Genomic DNA, 22460 nt, shown 5'->3' with positions numbered 1-22460 from the left:
TCTTGTCGTTTATCTGGCGAAGATACGGACCCATCCCTGCGGCGCCGTCGCCGTGAGCTTCCGCTGGGAATCGACGTCGTTCCTGCTCACGTTCACCTCGCTCTGCTTGGCATGGACCGTCACGCTGTAGCGCTGCATGGGCACCTGCACGGTGACATTGCCTGAGACCCTGGCCACCGCCCTGACGAGGCTGGGCGGCTTGTCGAAATCTACGTTCACCTCGCCCGAACCGGTTTCCACGTCCGCGCGGTCGCCGGCCAGCATGCCGGTGTCGATGTCCCCCGATGCGCTCCTGATCCACACGTCGCCCGCGATCCCCGACGCCCTGACGTTGCCGGACACCGACGTCACGCGGACGTCGGCGTGCAGGCCGTCCACGTTGAGCGTCCCGCTGGTGGTCGTCGCCTCGAACTCGGTCTCGTCGGGCACGAAAAGCTGGTACTCCGCCATGCAGGCGGGCCTGTTGGGCCGGTCGTCGCCCGGGCAGGTGACGCTCAGGCGCAGCGAGCGGCCGTCCCAGTCCTCCTTGACGGTGGGCTTGTCCTTCGACCAGCGCAGCGTGCGGAAGAGATCGACCACACCCGCTTCGCCCGTGACGACCTCGACGTCCACGACGCCCTGCGCGACCTCGAGCTTGAGCTGCTTTCCCGAGAACGGGATGGATCTGCTCGCGCGCTCGCTGGGCAGCTCCGCCTTGGCGAAGCCGCGCCAGACCCCGCCGGCCGCAAGGAGCACCGCCACGATCGTGCACACCGTGCCCGCGGCCAGCCAGAGCGGTCTCATGGCAGGCTCCGGATCTTGAGGAACTGCAGCACGGCCAGCACCCTGCGGTGATCGCCCTCGGCCTGGGGCAGGTCCAGCTTGGTGAAGATGTTGCCGATGTGCTTGCCCACGGCTCCCTCGCTGAGCACCAGTTCCTGCCCGATCCCGGCGTTCGAGCGCCCCTCGGCCATCAGCTTGAGCACCTCGCTCTCGCGCGGCGTCAGGCGGTCCAGCGGGCCGCTGTGCCCGCGCAGCAGTAGCTGTGCGACGACCTCCGGGTCCAGCGCGGTGCCGCCGCCCGCCACGCGGCGCAGCGCGTCGATGAACTCGGCCACGTCCGCCACCCGGTCCTTGAGCAGGTAGCCCACCCCGCCGCTGGCCGAGGCGAGCAACTGCGCGGCATAGCGCTCCTCGACGTACTGCGACAGCACCAGGACGGCCAGGCCGGGCTGCTGCCTGCGCAGCACGAGCGCGGCCCGCAGGCCCTCGTCGGTGTGCGATGGCGGCATCCGGACGTCGGTGACGACCAGGTCGGGTAGGTGCTCCGCGGCGGCACGCAGCAGGCCCTCGGCGTCGGCCACGGCCGCGACCATCTCCATGCCGGCAGACTCCAGCAGCCTGATCAGGCCCTCGCGCAGCAGGACCGAATCCTCGGCGAGCACTACTCGCACGGCAGTTCCACCTCGATCGTGGTCGGGCCGCCGAGCGGGCTGGACAGCTGGAGCGTCCCGTCGACGGAGTCGATGCGCTGGGCCAGGCCGCGCAGCCCGGTGCCGCCGTCGAGCCGGGCGCCGCCGCAGCCGTCGTCCCAGACGAGCAGGTGCAGCCGGTTGCCCGCGCGGGTCACGGTCACCTCGGCCCGCTTGGCCGCGGAGTGCTTGGCGATGTTGGTGAGTGCCTCGGACACGATGAAGAATGCCACCGCCTCGATCGTCGGGGAGGTACGCCGCTCGATGCCGACGCGCAGCCGTACCGGGATGGGGGAGCGGGCCGCGACGCCGGACAGGGCCGCGTCCAGGCCCTGGTCGTTGAGCACGGCGGGGTGCAGGCCGCGCACGAAGTCGCGCAGCTCCTTCAGCGCCTGCTTGGCCTCCTCGTGGGCCTGCTCGATCGCCTGACGGGCGGGCTCGGGCAGGTCGGTGAGCGTGGCCCTGGCCAGGCCCAGGTTCATCGCCAGCGACACCAGGCGCTGCTGGGCGCCGTCGTGCAGGTCGCGCTCGATGCGGCGGCGCTCGGCGTCGGCCGCGCTGATCACTCCCTCGCGGCTCTCTGCCAGTTGCTCGATCCTGCGGTCAAGCTCGCGCCTGCTCGGGCCGAGCATCGCGCGGGCCAGCGCCAGGTCGACCATGGCCATGCCGCGCGCCAGGATCGGCGCGAGCAGCAGCAGCCCGACCCCCACCGCGGTGTAGGCCAGCACGACGGGCAGGCTCCTGAGGTCGAACATGAACTGCAGCGGCCACGGCTGCAACCGAGGCTGGACGAACGCCGTGACCCCGATCAGCCCGCCGCCCCAGGCGACGGCGACCACGAACGTGCCCAGCCCGGCGACCAGCGTCGAGAACACCACGTGGTAGGCGACCTGCCGCCACAACGTCGCGCTCCGCCACCTGGTCGCCGCCACGGGCGGCGGGATGTCGGCCTCGAGGAAGGCGGCGAAGCGCGAGCGCTGCACCCTGGTGAAGGCGGGCACGCCGCGGCGCTGCGCGGGAGGCAGCACGGTCAGCACCAGCGTCAGGAAACCGAGCACCGCGGCGACCGGCAGCCCGGTCACCACGTGGGCCGTGTCCAGCCAGGCGCGCGCCGACCACGGCCGAGGGACTGTCATGTCTCAACGGTATTGACCGTGGCCCGCGGCGCGACATGGGTTTGGTGTGCGCGTTGGGGGTGGGGCTAGCCCCACCCCGTCACGTGGGCGGGATCGTCCAGCCCTTGGCGGCGAACAGCGGCGCGTGCTCGGAGTTGATGAACAGGCGGTCCTCCGGGTACGGGATGCGGAAGTAGCTCTGCGGGTGCAGCAGCTCGGTGGAGTCGCTGGACAGGTCGAGCACGAAGCGGTCGGGGGCGCGGCGCCCGGCGAGGTAGCGCAGCTCGAAGGGGTACAGCATGAGCGGGTTGGCGTGGTCCCACAGCCCCTGCCCGGCCTCGCGGGCCGCCTTCACCGCCGCCCTGGCGAACCCGAGCGCGCCGGCGGCGCCGATCTCCTGGCCGCTGCCCGCCACCGGCACCGCGTCGGCGAGCTTGCCCTCGTGCCTGACGAACGGGTCGACGTTGGGCCAGATGAAGTACGGGGTGACGTTGCCGCCGATGAGCAGGCGCTCGTTGTAGGAGCGCGGGCGCGGCTTCTGCTTCTGCTCGCGGTTGACGTAGCACAGCAGCCGGCCGTACCGGTCGAGGATCTCGTACGCGAACGCCAGCCGGATCTTGAAGGTCTCGTCGGTGTGGCCCTGCTCGGTGATGTCGCCCTGGATCATGGTCTTGAGCGCCAGGGTGGCCGGGGCGGCGTGCGTGGCGTGGTTGGTGGCCGTCTGCGGGCCCAGGCGGGGCAGCAGGTTCTCCATGAGCTCCTTGCTGAGCTTCAGCTCCGGGTACTGCGGGGCGAACGGGTCGGTCAGGAACGTGGTCCAGGCCGGGTTGGTGATGTCCACGAACCCTTTCGGGAATCCCACGTCGGGCGGCAGCTCGAAGCTGACCTCTGGGGCGTCGATGCCGAGGAAACGCACGCCGAAGTTGCCGTCGGCCGCGATGTTGATCGTGTCACCGTCGTGCACGACCTTGTCGACCGGCTGGGCCACGCCGTTGGCACGTGCCAGAAGCGCGTGGCCGACCGTGATGCCGGAGACTGGTTGTTCGATCGCCTTTGCCATGGCTGCATCATCGCTCCGTGTCCCCTCGAACGAAACGACATCGACGCACATCTCATAAACGAGTCAGCAAACGGGGAGGATGAGATGTTGCAAGTGGTGTTAGCGGGCGTGCTGGCGTTCGGTGGCGGGGGACTGCCGGACGGGTTCCTGACGATGGAGTCGCACCCGCCCGCGCAGTCGTGGGAGAGCTACAGGGTGACGGACTCCAAGAGCCTGCCGCTGCAGCTCAACCCCTGCTTCAGGAAGCGGAAGGCCGACGCGGGGCGGCTGGAGACGCGGGCGGTGCTCTACTCGGGCGAGTACGAGATGAAGTACGAGCAGCTCGTCGTCTACAAGGACGTCGCGGCGGCGGAGCGCGCGATGAAGGGGCTCAGGGCCGACCTGCGCCGCTGCGCGGACGTCGGCAAGGGACACCAGCGCTACCGGTACTTCACCCGGCCGCTGGAGGTGGGCGACGACGGGCTGCGTGCCGGCGGGCGCTTCTTCGAGAACGGCGAGCGCGCCGTGGCCGTGCGCCGCGGGGCCGCGCTCTACATCGCGGGCGAGTCGGCCTGGCCGAGCAGGAGCCTGCCGCTCAAGCACTTCAGGAAGCTGGTGGCCCAGGCGGAGGTCATGACCGTCAAGGTCTGCGACCTGCCCGAGGCGGCCTGTTAGGCCGATCTGATGCTCGCCGGGTTGAACGCGCCGCCGAGCGTGGCGCCCAGCCCGGCGCGGGCGACCGCGGCGAAGTCGTCCGCGGCGGCGGCCCCGGCGGGCAGGGCGCCCGCCAGCGGCCTGGCGGCCAGCATCTCCAGGTCGGCGACGTTGGAGCGCTCGGCGGGTCCCGGCGAGGCCGGCCAGCTGCCGATGACCAGCCCGGCCAGGTCCAGGCCGCGGTGCGCCAGCGCCTCCAGCGTGAGCGCGGTGTGGTTGAGCGTGCCGCGATCCGCCCTGGTCACCACCAGCACCGGCGCGCCGAGCAGGCGCGCCAGGTCGGCGATCGTGGCGCCCTCCTCGTCGTAGCGGACCAGCAGCCCGCCGGTGCCCTCCACCAGCAGCAGCCGGTGCGACTCGGCCAGTTCCTCGATGCGCTCGGCCGCCCCGGCCATCGACAGCGGCGCCAGCCCCGAGGCCCTGGCCGCCGCGGCGGGGGACAGCGCGTCGGGGAAGCGGGACAGCTCGAACGTGGTCGTCACCCCGCTCAGCCGGATCACCTCGTCCAGGTCGCCCGGCTCGCCGGGCGCCAGGCCGGTCTGGGCGGGCTTGACCACCGCCACGGACGCGCCCCGCCCGACGGCCAGCGCCGCGACCGCCGCGGTGACCACGGTCTTGCCGACGCCCACGTCGGTGCCGGTGACGACCAGGACGCTCATGGCCGTCTCAGCCTCGTGACGAACTTGTAGCGGTCGCCGCGGTACAGCGACTGCGCCCACTCGACCGGGTTGCCGTCGGCGTCGAAGGCATGCCGGGTCAGCAGCAGCATCGGCAGCCCCACGTCCACGCCCAGCGCCTTGGCGTCGTACGGCGTGGCCAGGACGGTCTCGATGATCTCCTCGGCGTCCGTCAGCCGCACGTTGTAGGCGTTGTGCAGCGTCTCGTACAGCGAGGAATGCACCTCCAGCTCGCGCCGCAGCCTGGGGAAACGCCGCGCGGACAGGTGCGTGGTGTCGATCGAGACGGGTTCGCCGTTGGCCAGGCGCAGGCGGTGGATGCGCAGCACGCGCCCGCCCGGGTTGATGGCCAGGCGCCGCGCCAGGGCCTCGTCGGCGGTGATGTAACCGATCTCGAGGATCTTGGTGTCCGGCTCCAGGCCGGCCGTGCGCAGGTCGCCGATGTAGGAGGTCAGCTGCAGCACCTGCGCCACCTTGGGCTGGGCCACGAACGTGCCCTTGCCCTGGATGCGCAGCAGCCGCCCCTCCACCACCAGCTCGGTCAGCGCCTGCCGCACCGTCGTGCGCGAGGTCTCGAACCGTACGGCGAGCGTCCGCTCCGGCGGCAGCGCCGTGCCCGGCGTCAGGCTCTTGGTGAGCTCCAGGAGGCTCCGTTTGACGTCGTAGTACTTGGGAACCCGGGGGGCCTCGTCACTCACGCTCTCACCTTCTCTGCCACGGCGGTGAGGGCGACTTTGATCACCGCGGGATCATCGGAACTCAGATTGGCCCGGTCGGTCAACCGCAGGCAAGAGCGGCCCGCTGGCGCGCACGGCGCCGCGCGATCCGCACAGGTCGCGGCGGCCGAAAGTGCGGCTCCCTGGGGAGCGGACACCACGGGCACCACCGCTCCCGCCGGGCGGCCCGTCTCAGGGACGGGTCCGCGGGCCGTCGCGGCCGACCCGACCGCGCGGACGCGGGCGCGTCCAGGCAGGTCAGGCTGACTGAGAAGGATATCCAGCGCAGGGAGTGCGATGGCCACCGGGCCCGGTGAGAGAGGCGTGTCGGAGCCGGACGCCCTGCCCGTGTCGATCAACGTGGCGATCACCTCCGGTGCGCCGAGCACCGCCCCGGCCTGCGATCCGGGCGTTCGGGACAGTGTGACGGTTCTCACAATGTGAGATTCCCGAAAACGGCCGATTGACTGCACTACAGGCTGTCCGTATTCACCGGCCACTCTTCCGGTTTGGATGTCGGGGCCGAAACCACGCATGATGCACCTGTGCCCACTCTCGCCGACCTCGTCGTCCGCCACACCGCACTCGATGCGGCGGACCTCGACTGGCTGCACTCGCTCGTCTCGGACTGGCAGCTGCTGGCCGACCTGTCCTTCGCCGACCTCATCCTGTGGGCGCCGCTGATCGGTGTCGAGCGAAGGAGCTCGGGGGGAGAGAACGAGCCCCGAAGCGGTCGCGACCATGAACACAGCGGCGGCTGGATCGCGATCGCGCAGATGCGCCCGACCACCGGGCCCACGGTCTACCACGACGACATCGTCGGCACCGTCGCCGCCAAGGGCGAGCGCCACCTGATCGACACCGCCTGGGACGAGCGCCGCATCTGCCGCGAGGGCGACCCCGACTGGTCCACCGGCGTGCCCGTGCGCGAGGAGACGATCCCGGTGCGGCGCAACACGCCCGACGGCGAGAGCCGCTTCCTCGGCGTCATCCAGCGCTCGACGAACCTGTCGTCCGCGCGGACCCCCTCGCGCCTGGAGCTGACCTACCTGCAGAGCGCATCCGACCTGGCCCAGATGGTGGCCGAGGGCCGCTTCCCCTTCTCCGGCGAGGAACCGATCCTGGTCCGCTCGCCGCGCGTGGGCGACGGGCTGCTGCGCCTGGACCGCGCCGGCCGGGTCACCTACGCCTCGCCCAACGCGCTGTCGGCCTACCGGCGCCTGGGCCTGCACGCCGACCTGGTCGGCGCCGAGCTGGGCCGCGTCACCGCGCAGCTGTGCTACTCCGACGAGCCCATCAACGAAGACCTGATGATCGTGGCCAGCGGCCGGGCCGCCAAGGAGACCGAGGTGGAGTCCGGCGGCACGATCGTGCAACTGCGCGCCATCCCGCTCATCGTCGGGGGCGGCCGCATCGGCGCGCTCGTGCTCATCCGCGACGTCACCGAGCTGCGCCGCCGCGAGCGCGAGCTGATGACCAAGGACGCCACGATCCGCGAGATCCACCACCGCGTCAAGAACAACCTGCAGACCGTCGCCGCGCTGCTGCGCCTGCAGGCGCGCCGGCTGCGCGTGCCCGAGGGCAGGGAGGCGCTGGAGGAGGCGGTACGCCGGGTGGGTTCGATCGCGATCGTGCACGAGACGCTCTCTCACGCGCCCGAGGAGTTCGTGGACTTCGACGACATCGCCGACCGGGTCATCGCGATGGCGGGGGAGGTGTCAGCGGCCGAGGTCGCCGTCACGCCGCGCCGCATCGGCGCGTTCGGCATCCTGCCCTCGCTGATCGCCACCCCGCTGGCGATGGCGCTGACCGAGGTGCTGCAGAACGCGCTCCAGCACGGCCATCCCGGCCGCCTGCAGGTGGTCGTCTCGCGCGGGGAACGTCTTGACGTGCTGGTGTGGGACGACGGCAAGGGGTTGCCGGAGGACTTCGATCTGGAAACCTCCACCAGCCTGGGTCTCCAGATCGTGCGTACCCTCGTCGAGGGCGAACTGTCGGGCAAACTCTCCATCGAGCCGCGACTCGGGGGAGGGACCGAGGTCACACTGTCGATCCCACTGCCCAACTCGTGAGATCCGCGGTCGTGCGTGGGTTCCGCCTCGACCAGCCAGGCGCCCACAGGGCATCGTTACGGTGAGCAAGAGTCCCCGACTCGCCGGAAGCGCCGGTGACGGGTCCTTAACCGAAGTACGGCGGGCGGCCGGTGGGGCGGCTTGCCGTACGGCAGAAAGGTCTTGCTCGAGAGGACAACTACGCGGTGGCGCGGGCGCGGAGGCGGGCGTTGCGGCGCTTGAGGGCGCGACGCTCGTCCTCGCTCAGGCCGCCCCAGACGCCGGCGTCCTGGCCGGACTCCAGGGCCCACTTGAGACAGGCGTCGACGGCCGAGCAGGACCGGCAGACTGCCTTGGCCTCCTCGATCTGCATGAGAGCGGGGCCAGTGTTGCCGATCGGGAAGAACAGCTCGGGGTCCACGTCACGGCAGGCAGCTCGGTGGCGCCAGTCCATGCGTCCACTCCTTAGTAGATGGAGCCGTTGGTTGGCTCCGTGCGGCTACTACTTTGTGAAGTCTTTCACTAACTCGCGCGAACGTTTACCCGGATCGAGGTTCGGACCCGGGTACATCCGTGACGCCGATCAGGACCTTAGAGTTCGTCAAAGGTCCTACGTTCCGACGTCAGTGACGAGCCTTTCAGCCACGGAGAGTGCACGCAAGGGGGTTGGCGGGAAGTTTTGGCGGATATGGATGTCGGATGCGTCACACAATGACCGAATGTAACCGGCTAGACCAGAACTTGTAACGCGTTCGGTGTAGACCGGAATGTTACGGATTCCCGTTCTCCGAGGTAGTCACCGTCGAGCTCAAAGGCCATCGGGCGGTCCGCGGTGAGGGTGAACTCGGGCTCGTCGTGCAGCTGGACGAGGTGCCGGCCGGCCGGAAGAGTGTCACGCTCCGTGAGCACCTGCCGGATCAGTGAGGTCATCGATACCAGCCCCATCCGCTTCAGTCCGAGCAGGTCGAGGCCCGTCTCGAAGCTGGCCCAGGGCGTCGGGGCGACCGGACGGGTGCCGACGTAGCTCCAGGGCGAGACGTTGGAGATGATCCCCATGAAGATGCCCTCTTCGGTGGGGATGCCGGGCCCCGTGAGGGTCATGGCGGGATGTCGCTTGTCGGTGGCCATGTAGTGGCGCAGTGCCGTGTTCACATACCGTGCCGGGGTCGCCTTGCGGCCCGCACCCCGCAGGCCCTCCACGGCCCTGATCACCTCGGCGTCGAAGCCCAGGCCCGAGCAGAAGGTGAAGTACCGGCTCTGGTCCTCCCAGATGGCCTGTCCCAAACCCACGCTCCGCCGACGGCCCTCCCGCAGCGCCTCAAGCACCGCGCCGGTCGCCTCCACCGGGTCGTTGGGCAGCCCGAGCGCCCTGGCGAACACGTTGGCACTGCCGCCGGGGATCACGATGAGCGCGGGCCTGGACTCCGGGCCGACGGCGTCGACCAGGCCGTTCACGGCCTCGTTGATCGTGCCGTCGCCACCCAGGATGGCGACCACGTCGTAGCCCTTCTCGCAGGCCGTGCCCGCCAGCGCCGCCGCGTGGCCGCGGTAGGCGGTCTCCTCCACGGTCAGGTCCACGGCCGCGCCCAGCGCCCGGATCAGCACGTCCCGCCGCCGGGAGTTCGTGGTGGTCGCCTTGGGGTTGACCAGCAGCATGGCACGCATATCGCCAGCGTAACCGCTGATCGTTGTCCTGCTTCCCGCCACAACGTCCCTTTTTCCACCCGTACGGCCCAGCCATCCGAACCCGCCGGCGCATTACCGACCCCGGGAACACAACCGGTCGCTGGGAGTCCTACGCACCTGGGTTTCCAGGCGCCGGGTCGGCGGGGTGTGGGACGGCGAAGGTCGGCGCCCTGTACGGCGGGGCCCCGGGAAGCGGGTACCGAGGGTCGTAGCGGCGGGGACCCCGCATCACCGGAGGAGCGTCTCCCCGGACAGGGCCGAGCCGAAGTGCGGCGGGTGGCGGTGGGGCGGCCTTGCCGTACAAGCTCCGATACCGGGCAGTAGGCTGTTCGAGTGCGTCCGGTTACTGTCATCGTCGCTGCTGCTGTCGTGGCCCTGGAGGGGTTCATCGCGCTCGGGCTCGGTGTTTACGTGGCGATCGAGACGCTGATGGGCGCGGCGAAGGACATCACCCCGGCCGCGGCCGAGGCCGGATTCGGGATTCTGCTCGGCGCGGGGTTGCTGTGGGTCGCTTTGGGCGGGCTGCTACGGATGGAGCGGTGGGGGCGGGCGCCGGGCGTGCTTGCGCAGATCATCACGATCCCCGTCGCGATCACCCTGTTCGACTCGGACAAGCCGATGCTGGGGATCCCGCTGGTCGTGGTCGCGTTGATCGGGCTCGGCACACTCCTGGCGCCTCCCACCACGAAGGCGCTCTACGGTGAGGACGCTAGTCCTCAGCGGTGAGACCCTCGCGCAGCTGAGCGAGCGTGCGGGCCAGCAGGCGCGAGACGTGCATCTGCGAGATGCCCAGCTCGGTGGCGATCTGCGACTGGGTCATGTTGCCGAAGAACCGCAGCAGCAGGATGCGCTTCTCGCGCGGTGGGAGCCGCTCCAGCAGCGGCTTGAGTGACTCCCGGTATTCGACGCCCTCGAGGGACTCGTCCACGATGCCGAGCGAGTCGGACACGGCGGGCGCGTCGTCGTCGCCAGAGTCGGGCGCGTCGAGCGACACGGTCGAGTAGGCGTTGGCCGACTCCAGTCCCTCGAGCACCTCCTCCTCGGTCATCTTCAGGTAGGCGGCCAGCTCGGCGACGGTCGGGGCCCTGCCCTCGCGCTGCGACAGCTCGCTGATCGCCTTGGTCAGCGAGAGCTTGAGCTCCTGCAGGCGGCGCGGCACCCGGACCGCCCAGCCCTTGTCGCGGAAATGCCGCTTGATCTCGCCGACGATGGTCGGCGTGGCGTAGGTGGAGAACTCCACCCCGCGGGCGAGGTCGAAGCGGTCGATGGACTTGATCAGTCCGATGGTGGCGACCTGGGTGAGGTCGTCCAGCCACTCGCCGCGGTTACGGAAGCGGCGGGCCAGGTATTCGACCAGGGGAAGGTGAAGCTCGACCAGCTCGTCCCTGATGCGCTGCCTGCGCGGCTCTTCGGGACCCAGCTCGGCCAATTCGGCGAAGAGCATGCGAGCACGCACCCTGTCGGGCACGGCGTGTTCGCTGGTGGCCATGGCTCCAGTCCTTTCCGTCACGCCGGCCTCGCCGCGCCTCGGCGCTTACGCAGGACGATCGCCATGCGATCGGGGGAGTCTGTCACCGCGTCCACATCGTCGGCCAGGGCCGTCAGCACCATCCAGGCGAAGTCATCGCGTTTCGGCGCAGAGCTGCCGACCGTCGCGACCTCCACCCTGACCTGCATCTCCTGTCCGGTGAGCTCGAACTCGGCGGTCAGGTCGGTGCCGGGCACGGCCTCGCTGAGCAGCATGGCGCATGCCTCGTCGACCGCGATCCGCAGATCCTCGATCTCGTCCAGAGTGAAGTCCAGCCTGGCGGCCAGCCCGGCGGTAGCCGTACGCAGCACGGACAGGTAAGCGCTCGCGGCGGGCAGCCTGATGCTGACCACGTCGCGGATGCCGGCCTCGTCCGCCGCACGCGTCTCGGTTTCCTTGGTCACGTTCCTCCTCGCGTATACGACGCTGACTGCAACTTACCGCCCCGGAGGAGTGGTTGGCGGATTCAGACTCGCCATCGACGGAAAAGGCTCTGTGCGGTGTGGACCACACAGAGCCTTATAAGCCGATTTAGGCGGCCTTGGTCTCCCAGAAGATCTTGGAGATCTCGTCGATCTTGCCGAGCAGGTTGTCGGCCTTGTCGACGTCGACCGTACCCTTGGCCCCAGCGGCGCCCGCGAGCTTCGTGGCGTCCCAGAAGAGCTGGTGGAGCTGGGGGTAGGTCTCGAGGTGCGGCGGCTTGAAGTAGTCGGTCCACAGCACCCAGAGGTGGTGCTTGACCAGCTCGGCCCGCTCCTCCTTGATGGTGAGGGCGCGGGCGCGGAAGACCGGGTCCTCGTTGGCTGCGTACTTCTCCATGATCGCCTTGACCGATTCGGCCTCGATCCTGGCCTGCGCCGGGTCGTAGACGCCGCAGGGCAGGTCGCAGTGCGCCGAAGCGACATGCTTGGGTCGTAGCAGTCGTGCGAGCATCAGAAAGTCCTTCCTTGATGCTGAATCAGCTTGGTCCAACTACCGACCTTACTCGGGTCCATACGCCTGCGGCGGAGGGGGTCAGAGCCCATGAGAGTGCGTGTCGAAGGCGACTCGATGCGGCCCGTCCTGCTTCCCGGCGACTGGCTCCTGGTACGGCGTGGCGCCACCGTCCACCCGGGTGACCTGGTGGTCGCCCGGCTGCCCGACGACCCTTCGCGGCTCATCGTCAAGCGGGCGCAGTGGTACGGCGAGGACGGCTGGTGGCTGGAAAGCGACAACCAGCGCGCCCCCGGCCGGCGCGACAGCTGGGACTTCGGCCCGGTACGCGACATCGTCGGACGGGTGGTGCTGCGCTACTGGCCGATCTTGCGGCGCGCCCGGTAGGCGGCCACGTTGGCCCGGCTGGCACAGCGGGCCGAGCAGTAGCGGCGCGAGCGGTTGGACGAGGTGTCCAGGAACGCCCGCGAGCACGAGACGTCGGCGCACCGCCCGAGCCTGCTCACGCCCAGGTCGGCGACGAGCGCGGCCAGCCCCATCACGGCGCACGGCACCGTTTCCTCGGCCAGGTGCAGGTGCCAGCTCTGCCCGTCGTGCCCCGACAGCTGCGGGCGCACCGGATACCGCACGAGCAGCGCGTTGAGCAGGTCGATCGCCTCCTGCTCGCGCCCCTCCCCGGCCAGCGTGAACACCTGACCGAGTTCGGCGGGCGGCTCCCCGTCGTTGACCAGCCGCACCGCCCACTCGGCGTAGGAGGACAGGTCCATTACTCGTCGGCGTGCAGTACTCGCCTGAGGAACGTCCTGGTCCGCTCGTGCTTCGGATTGGCGATGACCTGACTGGGCACGCCATCCTCGACGACCACGCCGCCGTCCATGAACACGACGCGGTCGGCCACCTCGCGGGCGAAGCCCATCTCGTGGGTGACCACGATCATCGTCATGCCCTGCTCGGCCAGCTGCCGCATGACCCCCAGCACCTCGCCGACCAGCTCGGGGTCCAGCGCCGAGGTCGGCTCGTCGAACAGCATCAGCTTGGGCTGCATGGCCAGCGCCCTGGCGATGGCCACGCGCTGCTGCTGGCCGCCCGACAGCTGCGCGGGATAGGAGTCGCACCGCTCACCCAGGCCGACCTGCGTCAGCAGCTCGCGGGCCCGCTGCGTGGCCGTGACCTTGTTCTCGCCCTTGACCCGCATCGGCGCCTCGATGATGTTCTCGAGCGCCGTCATGTGCGGGAAGAGGTTGAAGCGCTGGAACACCATGCCGATGTCCCTGCGCTGGGCGGCCACGTCCTTCTCGCGCATCTCGTGCAGCTTGCCGCCGCGCTCGTGGTAGCCCATCAGCTGGCCGTCCACGTAGAGCCGCCCGGCGTTGATCTTCTCCAGGTGGTTCACGCAGCGCAGGAACGTCGACTTGCCCGACCCCGAAGGGCCGATCACGCAGACGACCTCGCCGTTGCGCACCACCAGGTCGATGCCCTTGAGCACCTCGAGCGATCCGAAATTCTTGCAGACCTGCTCGGCCTTGACCATGACGTCGCCCATCAGGCCGCACCTCCAAGTCGCGCCTTCAACCCCATCCGGGCCGTCGTGGACCCCTTGGCGTAGTAGCGCTCCAGGTAGAACTGCCCGATCATCATCACCGACGACAGGATCAGGTACCAGATGCACACCATGATCAGCATCGGGATGACCTGGTAGGTCGAGGCGTAGATCGTCTGAGCGGTGAAGGTCAGCTCGAGGTACGGCACGGCCGCGACCAGCGAGGTGTTCTTGAGCATCGAGATGGCCTCGTTGCCCGTCGGAGGCACGATGACCCGCATCGCCTGCGGCAGCACGACCCGGCGCATGGTCTGCATCCGGGTCATGCCCAGCGCGTTGGAGGCCTCCTGCTGGCCGGGATCGACCGACAGGATGCCGGCCCTGATGATCTCGGCCATGTAGGCCGCCTCGTTCAGCACCAGGCCCAGGGCGGCGGCCATGGCCGCGCTGTAGAGGGCGTTGGTCTGCAGCGTGACGAACTCGGGGCCGAACGGGATGCCCAGGCTCAGCTGCGGGAACAGCGCGCCGATGTTGCCCCAGATGAGCAGCTGCGTGTAGAGCGGGGTACCGCGGAAGATCCACAGGTAGAGCCACGCCGCGCCGCGCATCAGCGGGTTCGGTGACATGCGCATCAGCGCCAGGACGATACCGAACCCCACACCGCCGACCATCGCCACCAGCGTGAGCCAGATCGTGTTGCGCACGCCGTTGAGCACGGGCGGAGACAGGAAGTACTTCCACTGCTCCGACCAGTTGTAGGCCTGGTTGGTGATCAGATTGTTGATCAGCATCGCGGAGAGCACCACGATGACGGCCGCGGCGACCCAGCGACCCGGGTGTCGGACGGGGACGGCCCGGATGGCCTCGGGTCGCCCGCCGGTTGAAGTCTCGCTCATGACGCGCCGTTGATCACCGGGTTCGTGATGGCGCCATCGCCGACGCCGTACTTGTCCAGGATCTGCTTGTAGGTGCCGTCGGCGATGAGTGCCTTGACAGCGCCGAGGACGGCGTCCTTCATCGTGCCGGAGTTCTTGCCGATGGCGAAGCCGTACGGCGCGGTGTCGTAGGCCTGGCCGATGATCTCCAGCTTGTCACCGGTCTGCTTGACCGCGTAACCGACGATCGGCGAGTCGGCCAGCATGCCGTCGGTCTTGCCGGACACCAGGTCGGCGTTGACCTCGGTCTGCTGCTTGCGCACCACGACGTTGACCTTGGGCTTGCCCGCGGCCTCACACTTCTTGCTGCGCGCGTTGATGTCGTCAACCTGGACGGTGCCCTGCTGGACGCCGATGGTCTTACCGCACGGGTCCTCGGGGTTGACCCCCTTCGGGTTGCCCTTCAGCGCGGCCCACGAGGTGCCGGCGGTGTAGTAGGTGACGAAGTCGACGACCTTCTCCCTCTCCTTGTTGTCGGTGAAGGAGGAGATTCCCATTTCATACTTGCCGGAGCCGATACCCGGGATGATCGTGTCGAACCCGGCGTTCTGGAACTCCGCCGTCAGCCCCAGCTTGCCGGCGATGGCGTTGCCGAGGTCGACCTCCCACCCGACGATCTTCTGGGTCGCGGGATCGACGGACTCGTTAGGCGGGTATGAGGCGTCAGTCCCGATGACCAGCTTGCCGTCGCTCTTGATGGCGTCGGGCACCTGCGCCGCCAGCGTGCTCTCCGGCTTGGCGGCCGGGGCGCTGGGCGACGCAGTGGTAGTCCCGCCGCCGCAGGCGGTCAGCGTACAGGCGGCGATCACTGCGAGTGCACCGGCCCCGATGGAAGTGCTGCGCATCGGCAGACTCCTTGATGTTGCAGGAAGATTTACGGTGTTTGTGCAGATTATGGCGGACGATGTCGCAGGTCCCCTTCGGTAGGTTAACGATCCGCCATCGAAACCCCCATTCGATCAGATCTCCAGCGTCGTCCCCGGTAAACCGCCTGATCACGTTGCGGATTTAACATAGTGTCAACTAGTGGCCGTCTCATCGTGTGGCACAATCAAGCCACGGGAGAACCCCGTCCCCTCGCCAGGCGCCTTATCCCGATCGCCTGATGAAGTTCCCTTCCGTCCGAGAACTATCAGGGGTTAACGTGACTGCCTCCCTCGATCTGGATCCCGCATTCGCCCTGCACCGCGGCGGCAAGCTGGAGGTCCGCTCAACCATCCCGGTCCGCAACGCCGACGACCTGTCCCTGGCCTACACGCCCGGCGTCGCCCGCGTCTGCACGGCGATCGCTGACACTCCGTCACTCGCCCACGACTACACCTGGGTCTCCAACGTCGTCGCCGTCGTCTCCGACGGCACCGCCGTCCTCGGCCTCGGCGACATCGGCCCCGCCGCCGCCATGCCCGTGATGGAGGGCAAGGCGCTGCTGTTCAAGGAGTTCGGCGGCGTCGACTCCGTCCCCATCTGCCTCGACTGCACCGACGTCGACGCTCTCGTCGAGACGGTGGTACGGCTGGCGCCCTCCTTCGGCGGGATCAACCTGGAGGACATCAGCGCCCCGCGCTGCTTCGAGGTCGAAGACCGGCTGCGCGACCTGCTCGACATCCCCGTCTTCCACGACGACCAGCACGGCACCGCCATCGTCGCCCTCGCCGCCCTGTCCAACGCGGCCCGTCTCACCGGCCGCTCCCTGGGCGACCTGCGCGCCGTCGTCGCGGGCGCCGGCGCCTCCGGCGTGGCCGTCACCCGCATCCTGCTGGAGGCGGGCATCGGCGACATCGCCGTCTCCGACTCCAAGGGCATGATCTACGCGGGCCGCTCGGGCCTCAACCCCTACAAGGAAGCCCTCGCCCGCGACACCAACCGCGCCGGCTTCACGGGCTCCACCGAGCAGGCCCTCGCGGGCGCCGATGTCTTCATCGGCCTCTCCGGCTCCACGGTCTCCGAATCGTCGATCGCCTCCATGGCTCCTGGCTCGATCGTCTTCGCCCTGTCGAACCCGACCCCGGAGATCGACCCCGCCGTGGCCCTCCGCCACGCGGCCGTCGTCGCCACGGGCCGATCCGACTACCCGAACCAGATCAACAACGTCCTGGCGTTCCCCGGCGTCTTCCGAGGCGCCCTCGACGTCCGAGCCTCCTCCATCACGGAGAACATGAAGGTAGCCGCAGCCCGAGCCCTCGCCGACGTGGTCGGCGACGCCCTCGCCGCGGACTACATCATCCCCAGCCCCTTCGACCCCCGAGTCGCCCCGGCGGTAACCGCCGCGGTCGCGGCCCAAGCCCGCGAAGACGGCGTGGCCCGCCGCTAAGGCCCTCGCTCGGCTTATGGGGGGCGCAGCGCCCCCCATAAGGGCATGGCCTTCGCGCCTACGGCGCTCAGGCTGTGTCCTTTGTGGGCTCAGCCCCCAAGCCCCGCAAAGGCGTGGCCCTCGCTACGCTCGGGCGCTTGCTCCTGGAGCTTGCGCCCGTCGGGTTCGTGGCTAGAACGCGAGCTCAACCTTGCCGATCTCGATCGGGATCGGACTGTCGAGCACAGGCGTATCGGGCTCGTACTTCATGATCGTGTTGATGTGCATGTAAGCCCTCGCGGGACGGCCAAGCTGGCAGACCTCGATGAGGGAGACACACGTGGTGTCGAGCCGAACGATTCAGCAATGAGGAATGCCAGCCTTGGCATGTCGGTGGCGTCCCGGAGTCTCCGAACCAGGAGACACGATCAGTACTACTAGTGCTATAGGCAGCGCATGCTCTGCCTGAGGCCGCTCATCCTGTCCTGACACTCGTAGACGACAACGTCGGCGGCTAAGCAGGTCCTAAAGGGTTGGATCCTTGCCGCCGGTCAGTCGAACAGTTCCTGGATGGTGGCGGCGTTGGCGGCTTTGCTCGTCCAGGACTCCAGCTGGGCGAGGTCGGTGCAGGAAGTGATCCGCGACCGCAGCTCCTCCGGCACGGTGAGGCCTCGGGCCTCCAGCACCAGCAGAAGCATCCGAGCCGCCTCCTCTGCCCGGCCCTCTGCTCTGCCCTCTGCTTTGCCCTCTGCTCGGCCTTCCGCGAGGCCGCGGCCGAAGTGCTCCTTGGCGAAGGGGCTGTGGACAGGCCAGTCGGTGGTGCTCATATCGTCCTCCAGGAGCAGCCGGATGTCGCCGGGCGATGGCGATATGCAATAGATGTGTTCAGTCGAACAGTTCCTGGATGGTGGCGGCGTTGGCGGCTTTCCTCGTCCAGGACTCCAGCTGCGCGAGGTCGGTGCAGGAAGTGATCCGCGACCGCAACTCCTCCGACACGGGCAGGCCTCGGGCCTCCAGCACCAGCAGGAGCATCCGAGCCGCCTCCTCTGCTTTGCCCTCTGCTCGGCCTTCCGTGAGGCCGCGGCCGAAGTGCTCCTTGGCGAAGGGGCTGTGGACAGGCCAGTCGGTGGTGCTCATGTCGTCCTCCAGGAGGAGCTGGATGTCACGGGGCGCTATGCAGTAGGCGTGTTCAGTGTAGGCCGGAGTGTAATCGGACGGTAGCAGCGCGATACCGTTGGCGAACGCGCTTCTGACCGCCGGATCGCGGCCGTGTATCGCGACCCCGAACGCGGCCAGCACCGGGTGCGCGACGACCTGGCCCGGGGTGGTGATGACCGGCACGTTGTGCGGGCCCAGGACGATGGCCTGGAAGGCGTATCCAGGCAGGCCGGTCATCACCGGCTTGGCGTAGTACTCGGCGACCTTGCGGTCTTGAGTCACCACAAGCACGTGGAACGGGCACTGCGGTTGCAGCCATCCCGCCGCGGCGTACCGAGCCAGCTGGACGGGATCCTTGGACTTGTCTCCCTGCGCCTCCACGGCGATGCCGCGCAGCGGTTGCTGGGGCGGGCCGAGGACCAGCACCAGGTCGGATTCCAGATCGTCGGAGGGCCTGGTGTTGAAGACGGGACTCTCCTCCCGGATCAGCGAGGTAGCCGGCAGATCGACTCCCAAGGATTGGAGGATGTCCACGGCCGCCTGTGGACAGTCGCGGAAGAGGTTCTTCATGGCGTCGTGACGCGGTGAGGGCATGTCACCGGATGCTATTGATCCATTACAGCCCGCAAGTAGGCGTACAGGTGGCTCCGGTGTGCTTGTCTCATCCCCGGTAGCAACAAACCTCACCCACGGTGAATGAGGGCAGCGTTGGCTGAGGTAACCCGCGGAGATAGGTGCGGCTTGAGCCTCACGCCCTATTGTCGCTGAGCGTCGGAGGCGGCTGTCGATCCGCTAGAGCCCGCAGGGCAACGCAGACGTGACGAAGCCGTCGATCCGGCCATAGTCGGGGATGAAACGTGCGGGGATTGAGGGGGCATACAGCTCGCTGTTCGCGGGACTCTGTCGAGCCGCAGCGGAGGTGGATGTTCAGCAAAGAGGTTTGGGAACGTCAAGAGAGGCTTTACTCATCGTGCTATAACAGGTGCTCTCTGTAAGGATGCGGAGCGCCGACTCCTGTGACGAGGAGAGCGATGGAACGCGAGCCCAACCGACTGCTCCAGCGGATCATCACCGAGGCGGGCTTCTCCCACAAGGGGCTGGCCAGGCGCCTCAATGACCTGGGTGCTGCCCGTGGGACTCCTGGCCTGCGCTACGACCATAGTTCCGTGCTGCGCTGGATCGGTGGTCAGCGGCCGCGTGATCCCGTGCCGTGCCTCCTGACAGAGATCTTCGCGCTGCGCCTGGGCAGGCCGGTCACCCCCGAGGACCTCGGCATGCCGACCACTGCTACACCCCTCCATCTCGGGCAGGAGTTCACGCACACCTGGCAGGAGGGGGTCGCGACCGTGACGGCGCTGTGGCGGGCCGATGTGGAGAGACGGAGATTCCTGCTCGACTCGACGTTCGCGATCGGGGCGGGATCCGTGGGGGCGATCCGGTGGATCACCTCTCCCCCCGACGCCCGCCCTCAAGGCACAGGTAGCCGCAGAGTGGGCAAGGCGGACATCGCCTCAATTCACGAGGTCACGCGGTCGTTCGGTGAGCTGGACAATCGCTTCGGCAGCGGGCGCGTCCGCTCTTCTGTCATCAAATATCTGGACTCGGCCGTCTCGCCGCTGCTCAAAGAGGGGTCGTACGGCGAGGCCACAGGAAAGCAGCTGGCGGCAGCCGCGGCCGAGCTGACCCGGCTGGCCGGCTGGATGGCCTACGACCTGGAGCAGCACGGCCTGGCCCAGCGCTATCTCATCCAGGCGCTGCGCCTGGCCCGCGGCGCGGGCGACCACGCGCTGGGCGCCGAGATCCTGGCCGGCATGGCCCACCAGGCGATCTACATGGGCCAGCCCGCGCACGCGCTCGACCTGGCGCGCGCCGCGCAGATGTCGGCCCGCAAGTCGGACATCCCCACCCTGGTGGCCTCGTGCCACGTCCTGGAGGCCCACGCGCACGCGGGCATCGGCGACGCGCGCTCCTGCGCGAGCTCGCTGCACCAGTCGGAGCTGTCCTTCGACCGGCGCGACCGCGCCGACGAGCCGGAGTGGCTGGGCTACTTCGACGAGGCCTACCTGTCGGCCAAGTTCGCCCACTGCTTCCGCGACCTGGGGGAGGGCGACCGTACGGTCCGTCAGGCCCGCCGTTCGCTCGACATGGACGGCCGCTTCGTGCGTGGCAAGATGTTCAACCTGTCGCTGCTGACGGCGGGCCTGCTGCAGTGCGGCGAGCTCGAGGAGGCGTGTACGGCTGCCGCCGAGGCGTTCACGCTGGCGGGCGAGCTCCAGTCGGCCCGATCCCGCTCCTACGCCAACGACCTGCGGCGGCGGCTCGAGCCGTACAAGTCAGAACCGATCGTCGTCGATCTGCATGAGCGGACGAAGGATCTCGTGCATGTCTAGCCGAGGACGGCGGATGCAGTGCGCCAGAGGGGTGGCCTGCGAGATTGCACATTTACAATCTCGAGACTGTAGGCACATTGTAGATTTGCGGTTTTTGTCAGGCTGGAACGGAGAGTTCTGGAGCCGCTGAGGTGGTACCACCTCGGTAGGTCAAGCTTGATGGACCTGTGAGAGGGTGAGCTCCGAACTTCCGAGCCCACGGCACATCCGTCTTACGGCCTTCCCTCACTCCGTGCGGAAATGTAACTAAATGTAACCGGCCCCTGGTTACATTTACGTGGTTACATTTCGCACTCGGCTGCCTTGGAATGGCGAGCAAGGAATAGGATCGATGGCCGATGTCTTGAGTCTGACACTGTAGAGGTTTATGGTGTCAGATCGAGATAGATCAGACCTCTCATGTGGCCTGTCCGCATGCGAGAAGCTCCCAACAGCGTATGGCTTCCGCGTACAGGATCCGATCCGTCTCGTGGATCGTCACGCCCTTCTTGGAGTAGTCAAGCCGTCTGACAAAGGCCAGCCCACCCGCAATGCAAATTCAAACTGGATGGCCTGGCATGAGCAGGTGTGAAGTCGTACGCGAGCCCGGCCGCTCCCAGGAAAAGACAGGGACCAATCGAGCCGTTCCTGAGCGGAACCGGCCGAGGCGAAGTGGACGCCGTGAAACTCCTGGGGAAGGACCATGTGCAGTCTCCTCGCATAGGTGCGGCGGCATGCCAGGGATTCGATGTCGGCCAAGCCGCCGCCTCGTACAACGCCTTCTCCTCCCGAGTGGCGCCAGTACGAGATCTTCATATGGATGACGCGACGGCGTGGTGCCTGCCGATCCCAACCCGGCAATGAGCCGGCCCGACCACGCCGCCGCGTCGCTCAGGGGATCTGCCGCCCGACCTCGGCCAGGACCGTTCGACGCGATCCGCGGCCACGAGAACGTCCTTGACCGGGCTGATCGGCGCACGCCACGGAAACCAGAACCAGAGCGCACCCTCGGCGTCCGGCGCGGTCAAGACGCTTTCGGTGAGGACGGGCGCGGCGATATTGACGATGGTGATGCACAGCGAACGGCCTTCGACTTCGCGCAGCCGTACATGAAAGTGGCGCGTCTCCAACTCCGCGGCCAAGCTCAGGAGCGCTCTACGCGCGGCGTCCTGGTTGCCAAGCTCTCTGGTCATGACGCTGACCGTAAAGGGGGAAGCGAAGCTCGAACCCAACCAGTGGTTGGGGTCGCTCTACGAGATAGCGTGTGCCCTCATCGCCAGATCAAGCAGGGGGGACGGCGGACGGCGCTGCGCCTCGATCATCTCGGCGATGACCTGCTTGGCGACCGGACTGAAGATGATCGTCTCCGTGGAGTGCGTCTCTGACGTGCGTAGGCACACCAGGGCTTCGTCGGGAGACCGGCGGTAAAGCTGGCCGCGGGCCAGGTCGATGAGATGCTGGGCACGGCGATTCGAGGAAGGGATGCTGGAGATCGTGATGGACCTCGCGCGATCAATCGCGGCAGCGGAACGACCTGTTTCGACCTCGATGGCCACGGCGTAGATGCCAACGTTCGCTTCGCCGAACATCGTCAGCGGATTGTGGTGAGTGGGACCGAGGGAGGAGGTAGCCTGGTTCGCCAGGTCCCAGTGTCGCCAAGCGTCACCTGCCCGACGGCTCTTGGCGTACCTGAACCAGTCCGGGTTGGTTGGAGGCCCTGAAGCCAGCATGATCGTGCAGGCGGAAGGGAGATTCACACGCGATGCCAGCCCCCAGGAAGTACCCCGACGAGTTCCGTGAGCGTGCGGTGCGGATGGTCTTTGAAGTTCGCGAGCAGACCGGCCAGTCGCCCGGTACGATCGCGCGGGTGGCTCAGCAGCTCGGCGTGCACCGCGAGGCGTTGCGCAGCTGGGTGCGCCAAGCCGAGATCGATGCCGGGCAGCGGCCGGGCACCTCAACCCAGGACGCGCAGCGGACAAGCTCTTAGGAGCAGCAAACCTCACCCGTGAGGTGCGCTGGGTGTGGCAATCCCCGGCAGATCACGGAGCCTCGGACGCCTGCTCCGCTCAGTTGGCCAGGACTCGAGATGGACGTCATACGACATCCAGCCAACGACTGACGAAGTCGCACCACGACATCGTGGATCTTGGCTCGATCGAGACCCGTACATGTGATCTATATCACTTGCTTGCGCCGCCGAGGCGCCAGTCGCTCTGCTAGCAGGGCAGATGCTGGAGCCCCAAGCTGGTCGAGATCAA

Annotated in this window: 26 protein-coding genes; 7 read left to right on the top strand and 19 right to left on the bottom strand. The window is 68.2% G+C overall.

Features of this window, described 5'->3' with window-relative positions:
- Positions 1 to 9: 9 nt before the first annotated feature.
- The 4 genes from KIK09_RS34420 to KIK09_RS34405 all read right to left on the bottom strand — a co-directional run bounded on the left by KIK09_RS34420 (position 10) and on the right by KIK09_RS34405 (position 3626).
- The gene (locus tag KIK09_RS34420) at positions 10 to 783 is read right to left on the bottom strand and encodes a DUF4097 family beta strand repeat-containing protein (protein WP_214323560.1); all 774 of its coding nucleotides are present in this window, start codon (positions 781 to 783) and stop codon (positions 10 to 12) included.
- On the bottom strand, positions 780 to 1433 hold the full coding sequence (locus tag KIK09_RS34415) for a response regulator transcription factor (RefSeq protein WP_214323559.1): 654 nt from the start codon (positions 1431 to 1433) through the stop codon (positions 780 to 782). The genes KIK09_RS34420 and KIK09_RS34415 overlap by 4 nt, the downstream gene beginning before the upstream one ends.
- A complete protein-coding gene (locus KIK09_RS34410; RefSeq protein WP_214323558.1) occupies positions 1424 to 2587 on the bottom strand; it encodes a sensor histidine kinase in 1164 nt (387 codons plus the stop codon). The genes KIK09_RS34415 and KIK09_RS34410 overlap by 10 nt, the downstream gene beginning before the upstream one ends.
- Positions 2588 to 2666: 79 nt before the next feature.
- Positions 2667 to 3626, bottom strand: coding sequence for a thermonuclease family protein (locus KIK09_RS34405; protein ID WP_214323557.1), 960 nt, complete (start codon positions 3624 to 3626; stop codon positions 2667 to 2669).
- 84 nt (positions 3627 to 3710) lie between these two features.
- On the opposite strand from KIK09_RS34405, the gene KIK09_RS34400 reads away from it, so the two are divergent.
- Positions 3711 to 4280 (top strand): hypothetical protein, encoded by a 570-nt coding sequence (locus KIK09_RS34400; protein ID WP_214323556.1) that lies wholly within the window; start codon positions 3711 to 3713, stop codon positions 4278 to 4280.
- Here KIK09_RS34400 and bioD read toward each other — a convergent pair.
- Both bioD and KIK09_RS34390 read right to left on the bottom strand, forming a co-directional pair.
- Positions 4277 to 4978, bottom strand: coding sequence for a dethiobiotin synthase (gene bioD / locus KIK09_RS34395; protein WP_214323555.1), 702 nt, complete (start codon positions 4976 to 4978; stop codon positions 4277 to 4279). The genes KIK09_RS34400 and bioD overlap by 4 nt on opposite strands.
- Entirely contained in the window at positions 4975 to 5694 is a 720-nt protein-coding gene (locus tag KIK09_RS34390; RefSeq protein WP_214323554.1) for a GntR family transcriptional regulator, read from the bottom strand. The genes bioD and KIK09_RS34390 overlap by 4 nt, the downstream gene beginning before the upstream one ends.
- A 563-nt stretch (positions 5695 to 6257) precedes the next feature.
- On the opposite strand from KIK09_RS34390, the gene KIK09_RS34385 reads away from it, so the two are divergent.
- Positions 6258 to 7784: a GAF domain-containing sensor histidine kinase gene (locus tag KIK09_RS34385; protein ID WP_214323553.1), complete on the top strand. Its 1527-nt coding sequence runs from the start codon at positions 6258 to 6260 to the stop codon at positions 7782 to 7784.
- 178 nt (positions 7785 to 7962) lie between these two features.
- Here the strand turns inward: KIK09_RS34385 and KIK09_RS34380 are convergent, their stop codons facing one another.
- The gene (locus KIK09_RS34380; protein ID WP_214323552.1) at positions 7963 to 8217 is read right to left on the bottom strand and encodes a WhiB family transcriptional regulator; all 255 of its coding nucleotides are present in this window, start codon (positions 8215 to 8217) and stop codon (positions 7963 to 7965) included.
- 275 nt (positions 8218 to 8492) lie between these two features.
- Positions 8493 to 9428, bottom strand: coding sequence for a diacylglycerol/lipid kinase family protein (locus tag KIK09_RS34375; protein ID WP_214323551.1), 936 nt, complete (start codon positions 9426 to 9428; stop codon positions 8493 to 8495).
- Positions 9429 to 9782: 354 nt separating this feature from the next.
- On the opposite strand from KIK09_RS34375, the gene KIK09_RS34370 reads away from it, so the two are divergent.
- Positions 9783 to 10175, top strand: a complete 393-nt coding sequence (locus tag KIK09_RS34370; protein ID WP_214323550.1) for a hypothetical protein — start codon at positions 9783 to 9785, stop codon at positions 10173 to 10175.
- Here the strand turns inward: KIK09_RS34370 and KIK09_RS34365 are convergent.
- The 3 genes from KIK09_RS34365 to sodN form a co-directional block, all read right to left on the bottom strand.
- Entirely contained in the window at positions 10159 to 10938 is a 780-nt protein-coding gene (locus KIK09_RS34365) for an RNA polymerase sigma factor SigF (protein WP_181019767.1), read from the bottom strand. The two genes, KIK09_RS34370 and KIK09_RS34365, sit on opposite strands and share 17 nt — an antisense overlap.
- A gap of 17 nt (positions 10939 to 10955) precedes the next feature.
- Positions 10956 to 11381 (bottom strand): ATP-binding protein, encoded by a 426-nt coding sequence (locus KIK09_RS34360; protein WP_214323549.1) that lies wholly within the window; start codon positions 11379 to 11381, stop codon positions 10956 to 10958.
- 127 nt (positions 11382 to 11508) lie between these two features.
- Complete coding sequence (gene sodN / locus KIK09_RS34355; protein ID WP_214323548.1) at positions 11509 to 11910, bottom strand: superoxide dismutase, Ni; 402 nt, start codon at positions 11908 to 11910, stop codon at positions 11509 to 11511.
- A 90-nt stretch (positions 11911 to 12000) separates the two neighbouring features.
- Here sodN and KIK09_RS34350 point away from each other — a divergent pair, with 90 nt between their 5' ends.
- The gene (locus tag KIK09_RS34350) at positions 12001 to 12297 is read left to right on the top strand and encodes a S24 family peptidase (protein ID WP_214323547.1); all 297 of its coding nucleotides are present in this window, start codon (positions 12001 to 12003) and stop codon (positions 12295 to 12297) included.
- Here KIK09_RS34350 and KIK09_RS34345 read toward each other — a convergent pair.
- From KIK09_RS34345 to KIK09_RS34330, 4 genes are read right to left on the bottom strand one after another with little or no spacing between them, the layout of a single operon-like run.
- The gene (locus tag KIK09_RS34345; protein WP_214323546.1) at positions 12267 to 12677 is read right to left on the bottom strand and encodes a CGNR zinc finger domain-containing protein; all 411 of its coding nucleotides are present in this window, start codon (positions 12675 to 12677) and stop codon (positions 12267 to 12269) included. The genes KIK09_RS34350 and KIK09_RS34345 overlap by 31 nt on opposite strands.
- Positions 12677 to 13453 carry an amino acid ABC transporter ATP-binding protein gene (locus KIK09_RS34340; protein ID WP_275956350.1) on the bottom strand — a complete coding sequence of 259 codons (777 nt, stop codon included), beginning with the start codon at positions 13451 to 13453 and terminating at the stop codon, positions 12677 to 12679. The genes KIK09_RS34345 and KIK09_RS34340 overlap by 1 nt, the downstream gene beginning before the upstream one ends.
- On the bottom strand, positions 13453 to 14346 hold the full coding sequence (locus KIK09_RS34335; RefSeq protein WP_214323545.1) for an amino acid ABC transporter permease: 894 nt from the start codon (positions 14344 to 14346) through the stop codon (positions 13453 to 13455). The genes KIK09_RS34340 and KIK09_RS34335 overlap by 1 nt, the downstream gene beginning before the upstream one ends.
- Positions 14343 to 15230 carry an ABC transporter substrate-binding protein gene (locus tag KIK09_RS34330; protein ID WP_214323544.1) on the bottom strand — a complete coding sequence of 296 codons (888 nt, stop codon included), beginning with the start codon at positions 15228 to 15230 and terminating at the stop codon, positions 14343 to 14345. The genes KIK09_RS34335 and KIK09_RS34330 overlap by 4 nt, the downstream gene beginning before the upstream one ends.
- A 260-nt stretch (positions 15231 to 15490) precedes the next feature.
- Between KIK09_RS34330 and KIK09_RS34325 the strand changes: the two genes are divergently transcribed.
- Positions 15491 to 16696, top strand: coding sequence for an NAD(P)-dependent malic enzyme (locus KIK09_RS34325; RefSeq protein ID WP_214323543.1), 1206 nt, complete (start codon positions 15491 to 15493; stop codon positions 16694 to 16696).
- Between the two features lie 530 nt (positions 16697 to 17226).
- Here KIK09_RS34325 and KIK09_RS34320 read toward each other — a convergent pair.
- Together KIK09_RS34320 and KIK09_RS34315 are read right to left on the bottom strand one after the other, a co-directional pair.
- Positions 17227 to 17502, bottom strand: coding sequence for an RpnC/YadD family protein (locus KIK09_RS34320; RefSeq protein ID WP_214323542.1), 276 nt, complete (start codon positions 17500 to 17502; stop codon positions 17227 to 17229).
- 58 nt (positions 17503 to 17560) lie between these two features.
- Entirely contained in the window at positions 17561 to 18427 is an 867-nt protein-coding gene (locus tag KIK09_RS34315) for a hypothetical protein (protein WP_250574147.1), read from the bottom strand.
- Positions 18428 to 18864: 437 nt separating this feature from the next.
- Here KIK09_RS34315 and KIK09_RS34310 point away from each other — a divergent pair, with 437 nt between their 5' ends.
- Positions 18865 to 20223, top strand: a complete 1359-nt coding sequence (locus KIK09_RS34310) for an NsdA family TPR-like regulatory protein (RefSeq protein WP_214323541.1) — start codon at positions 18865 to 18867, stop codon at positions 20221 to 20223.
- A gap of 791 nt (positions 20224 to 21014) precedes the next feature.
- Here the strand turns inward: KIK09_RS34310 and KIK09_RS34305 are convergent.
- Complete coding sequence (locus KIK09_RS34305; RefSeq protein ID WP_214323540.1) at positions 21015 to 21395, bottom strand: hypothetical protein; 381 nt, start codon at positions 21393 to 21395, stop codon at positions 21015 to 21017.
- Positions 21396 to 21452: 57 nt separating this feature from the next.
- Complete coding sequence (locus tag KIK09_RS34300) at positions 21453 to 21791, bottom strand: hypothetical protein (protein WP_214323539.1); 339 nt, start codon at positions 21789 to 21791, stop codon at positions 21453 to 21455.
- 173 nt (positions 21792 to 21964) lie between these two features.
- Here KIK09_RS34300 and KIK09_RS34295 point away from each other — a divergent pair, with 173 nt between their 5' ends.
- Complete coding sequence (locus KIK09_RS34295) at positions 21965 to 22189, top strand: transposase (protein WP_214323538.1); 225 nt, start codon at positions 21965 to 21967, stop codon at positions 22187 to 22189.
- Positions 22190 to 22460 lie beyond the last annotated feature (271 nt).

It is taken from the genome of Nonomuraea sediminis (assembly GCF_018531495.1).
GTDB classification, from domain to species: Bacteria; Actinomycetota; Actinomycetes; order Streptosporangiales; family Streptosporangiaceae; genus Nonomuraea; species Nonomuraea sediminis.
Note: the sequence above shows the minus strand (reverse complement) of the source record. Positions and strands in the feature narration are given on the sequence as shown.

Bases quoted from the DNA above. Each gene is read 5' to 3' on its own strand.
- KIK09_RS34420 (WP_214323560.1), bottom strand. From the start codon at position 783: ATGAGACCGCTCTGGCTGGCCGCGGGCACGGTGTGCACGATCGTGGCG.
- KIK09_RS34340 (WP_275956350.1), bottom strand. From the start codon at position 13,453: ATGGGCGACGTCATGGTCAAGGCCGAGCAGGTCTGCAAGAATTTCGGA.
- KIK09_RS34320 (WP_214323542.1), bottom strand. From the start codon at position 17,502: ATGAGCACCACCGACTGGCCTGTCCACAGCCCCTTCGCCAAGGAGCAC.
- KIK09_RS34300 (WP_214323539.1), bottom strand. From the start codon at position 21,791: ATGTTCGGCGAAGCGAACGTTGGCATCTACGCCGTGGCCATCGAGGTC.
- KIK09_RS34410 (WP_214323558.1), bottom strand. From the start codon at position 2,587: ATGACAGTCCCTCGGCCGTGGTCGGCGCGCGCCTGGCTGGACACGGCC.
- KIK09_RS34375 (WP_214323551.1), bottom strand. From the start codon at position 9,428: ATGCGTGCCATGCTGCTGGTCAACCCCAAGGCGACCACCACGAACTCC.
- KIK09_RS34310 (WP_214323541.1), top strand. From the start codon at position 18,865: ATGGAACGCGAGCCCAACCGACTGCTCCAGCGGATCATCACCGAGGCG.
- KIK09_RS34330 (WP_214323544.1), bottom strand. From the start codon at position 15,230: ATGCGCAGCACTTCCATCGGGGCCGGTGCACTCGCAGTGATCGCCGCC.
- KIK09_RS34380 (WP_214323552.1), bottom strand. From the start codon at position 8,217: ATGGACTGGCGCCACCGAGCTGCCTGCCGTGACGTGGACCCCGAGCTG.
- KIK09_RS34400 (WP_214323556.1), top strand. From the start codon at position 3,711: ATGTTGCAAGTGGTGTTAGCGGGCGTGCTGGCGTTCGGTGGCGGGGGA.
- sodN (WP_214323548.1), bottom strand. From the start codon at position 11,910: ATGCTCGCACGACTGCTACGACCCAAGCATGTCGCTTCGGCGCACTGC.
- KIK09_RS34295 (WP_214323538.1), top strand. From the start codon at position 21,965: ATGCCAGCCCCCAGGAAGTACCCCGACGAGTTCCGTGAGCGTGCGGTG.
- KIK09_RS34325 (WP_214323543.1), top strand. From the start codon at position 15,491: ATGAAGTTCCCTTCCGTCCGAGAACTATCAGGGGTTAACGTGACTGCC.
- KIK09_RS34345 (WP_214323546.1), bottom strand. From the start codon at position 12,677: ATGGACCTGTCCTCCTACGCCGAGTGGGCGGTGCGGCTGGTCAACGAC.
- bioD (WP_214323555.1), bottom strand. From the start codon at position 4,978: ATGAGCGTCCTGGTCGTCACCGGCACCGACGTGGGCGTCGGCAAGACC.
- KIK09_RS34305 (WP_214323540.1), bottom strand. From the start codon at position 21,395: ATGACCAGAGAGCTTGGCAACCAGGACGCCGCGCGTAGAGCGCTCCTG.
- KIK09_RS34365 (WP_181019767.1), bottom strand. From the start codon at position 10,938: ATGGCCACCAGCGAACACGCCGTGCCCGACAGGGTGCGTGCTCGCATG.
- KIK09_RS34405 (WP_214323557.1), bottom strand. From the start codon at position 3,626: ATGGCAAAGGCGATCGAACAACCAGTCTCCGGCATCACGGTCGGCCAC.
- KIK09_RS34335 (WP_214323545.1), bottom strand. From the start codon at position 14,346: ATGAGCGAGACTTCAACCGGCGGGCGACCCGAGGCCATCCGGGCCGTC.
- KIK09_RS34350 (WP_214323547.1), top strand. From the start codon at position 12,001: ATGAGAGTGCGTGTCGAAGGCGACTCGATGCGGCCCGTCCTGCTTCCC.
- KIK09_RS34315 (WP_250574147.1), bottom strand. From the start codon at position 18,427: ATGCCCTCACCGCGTCACGACGCCATGAAGAACCTCTTCCGCGACTGT.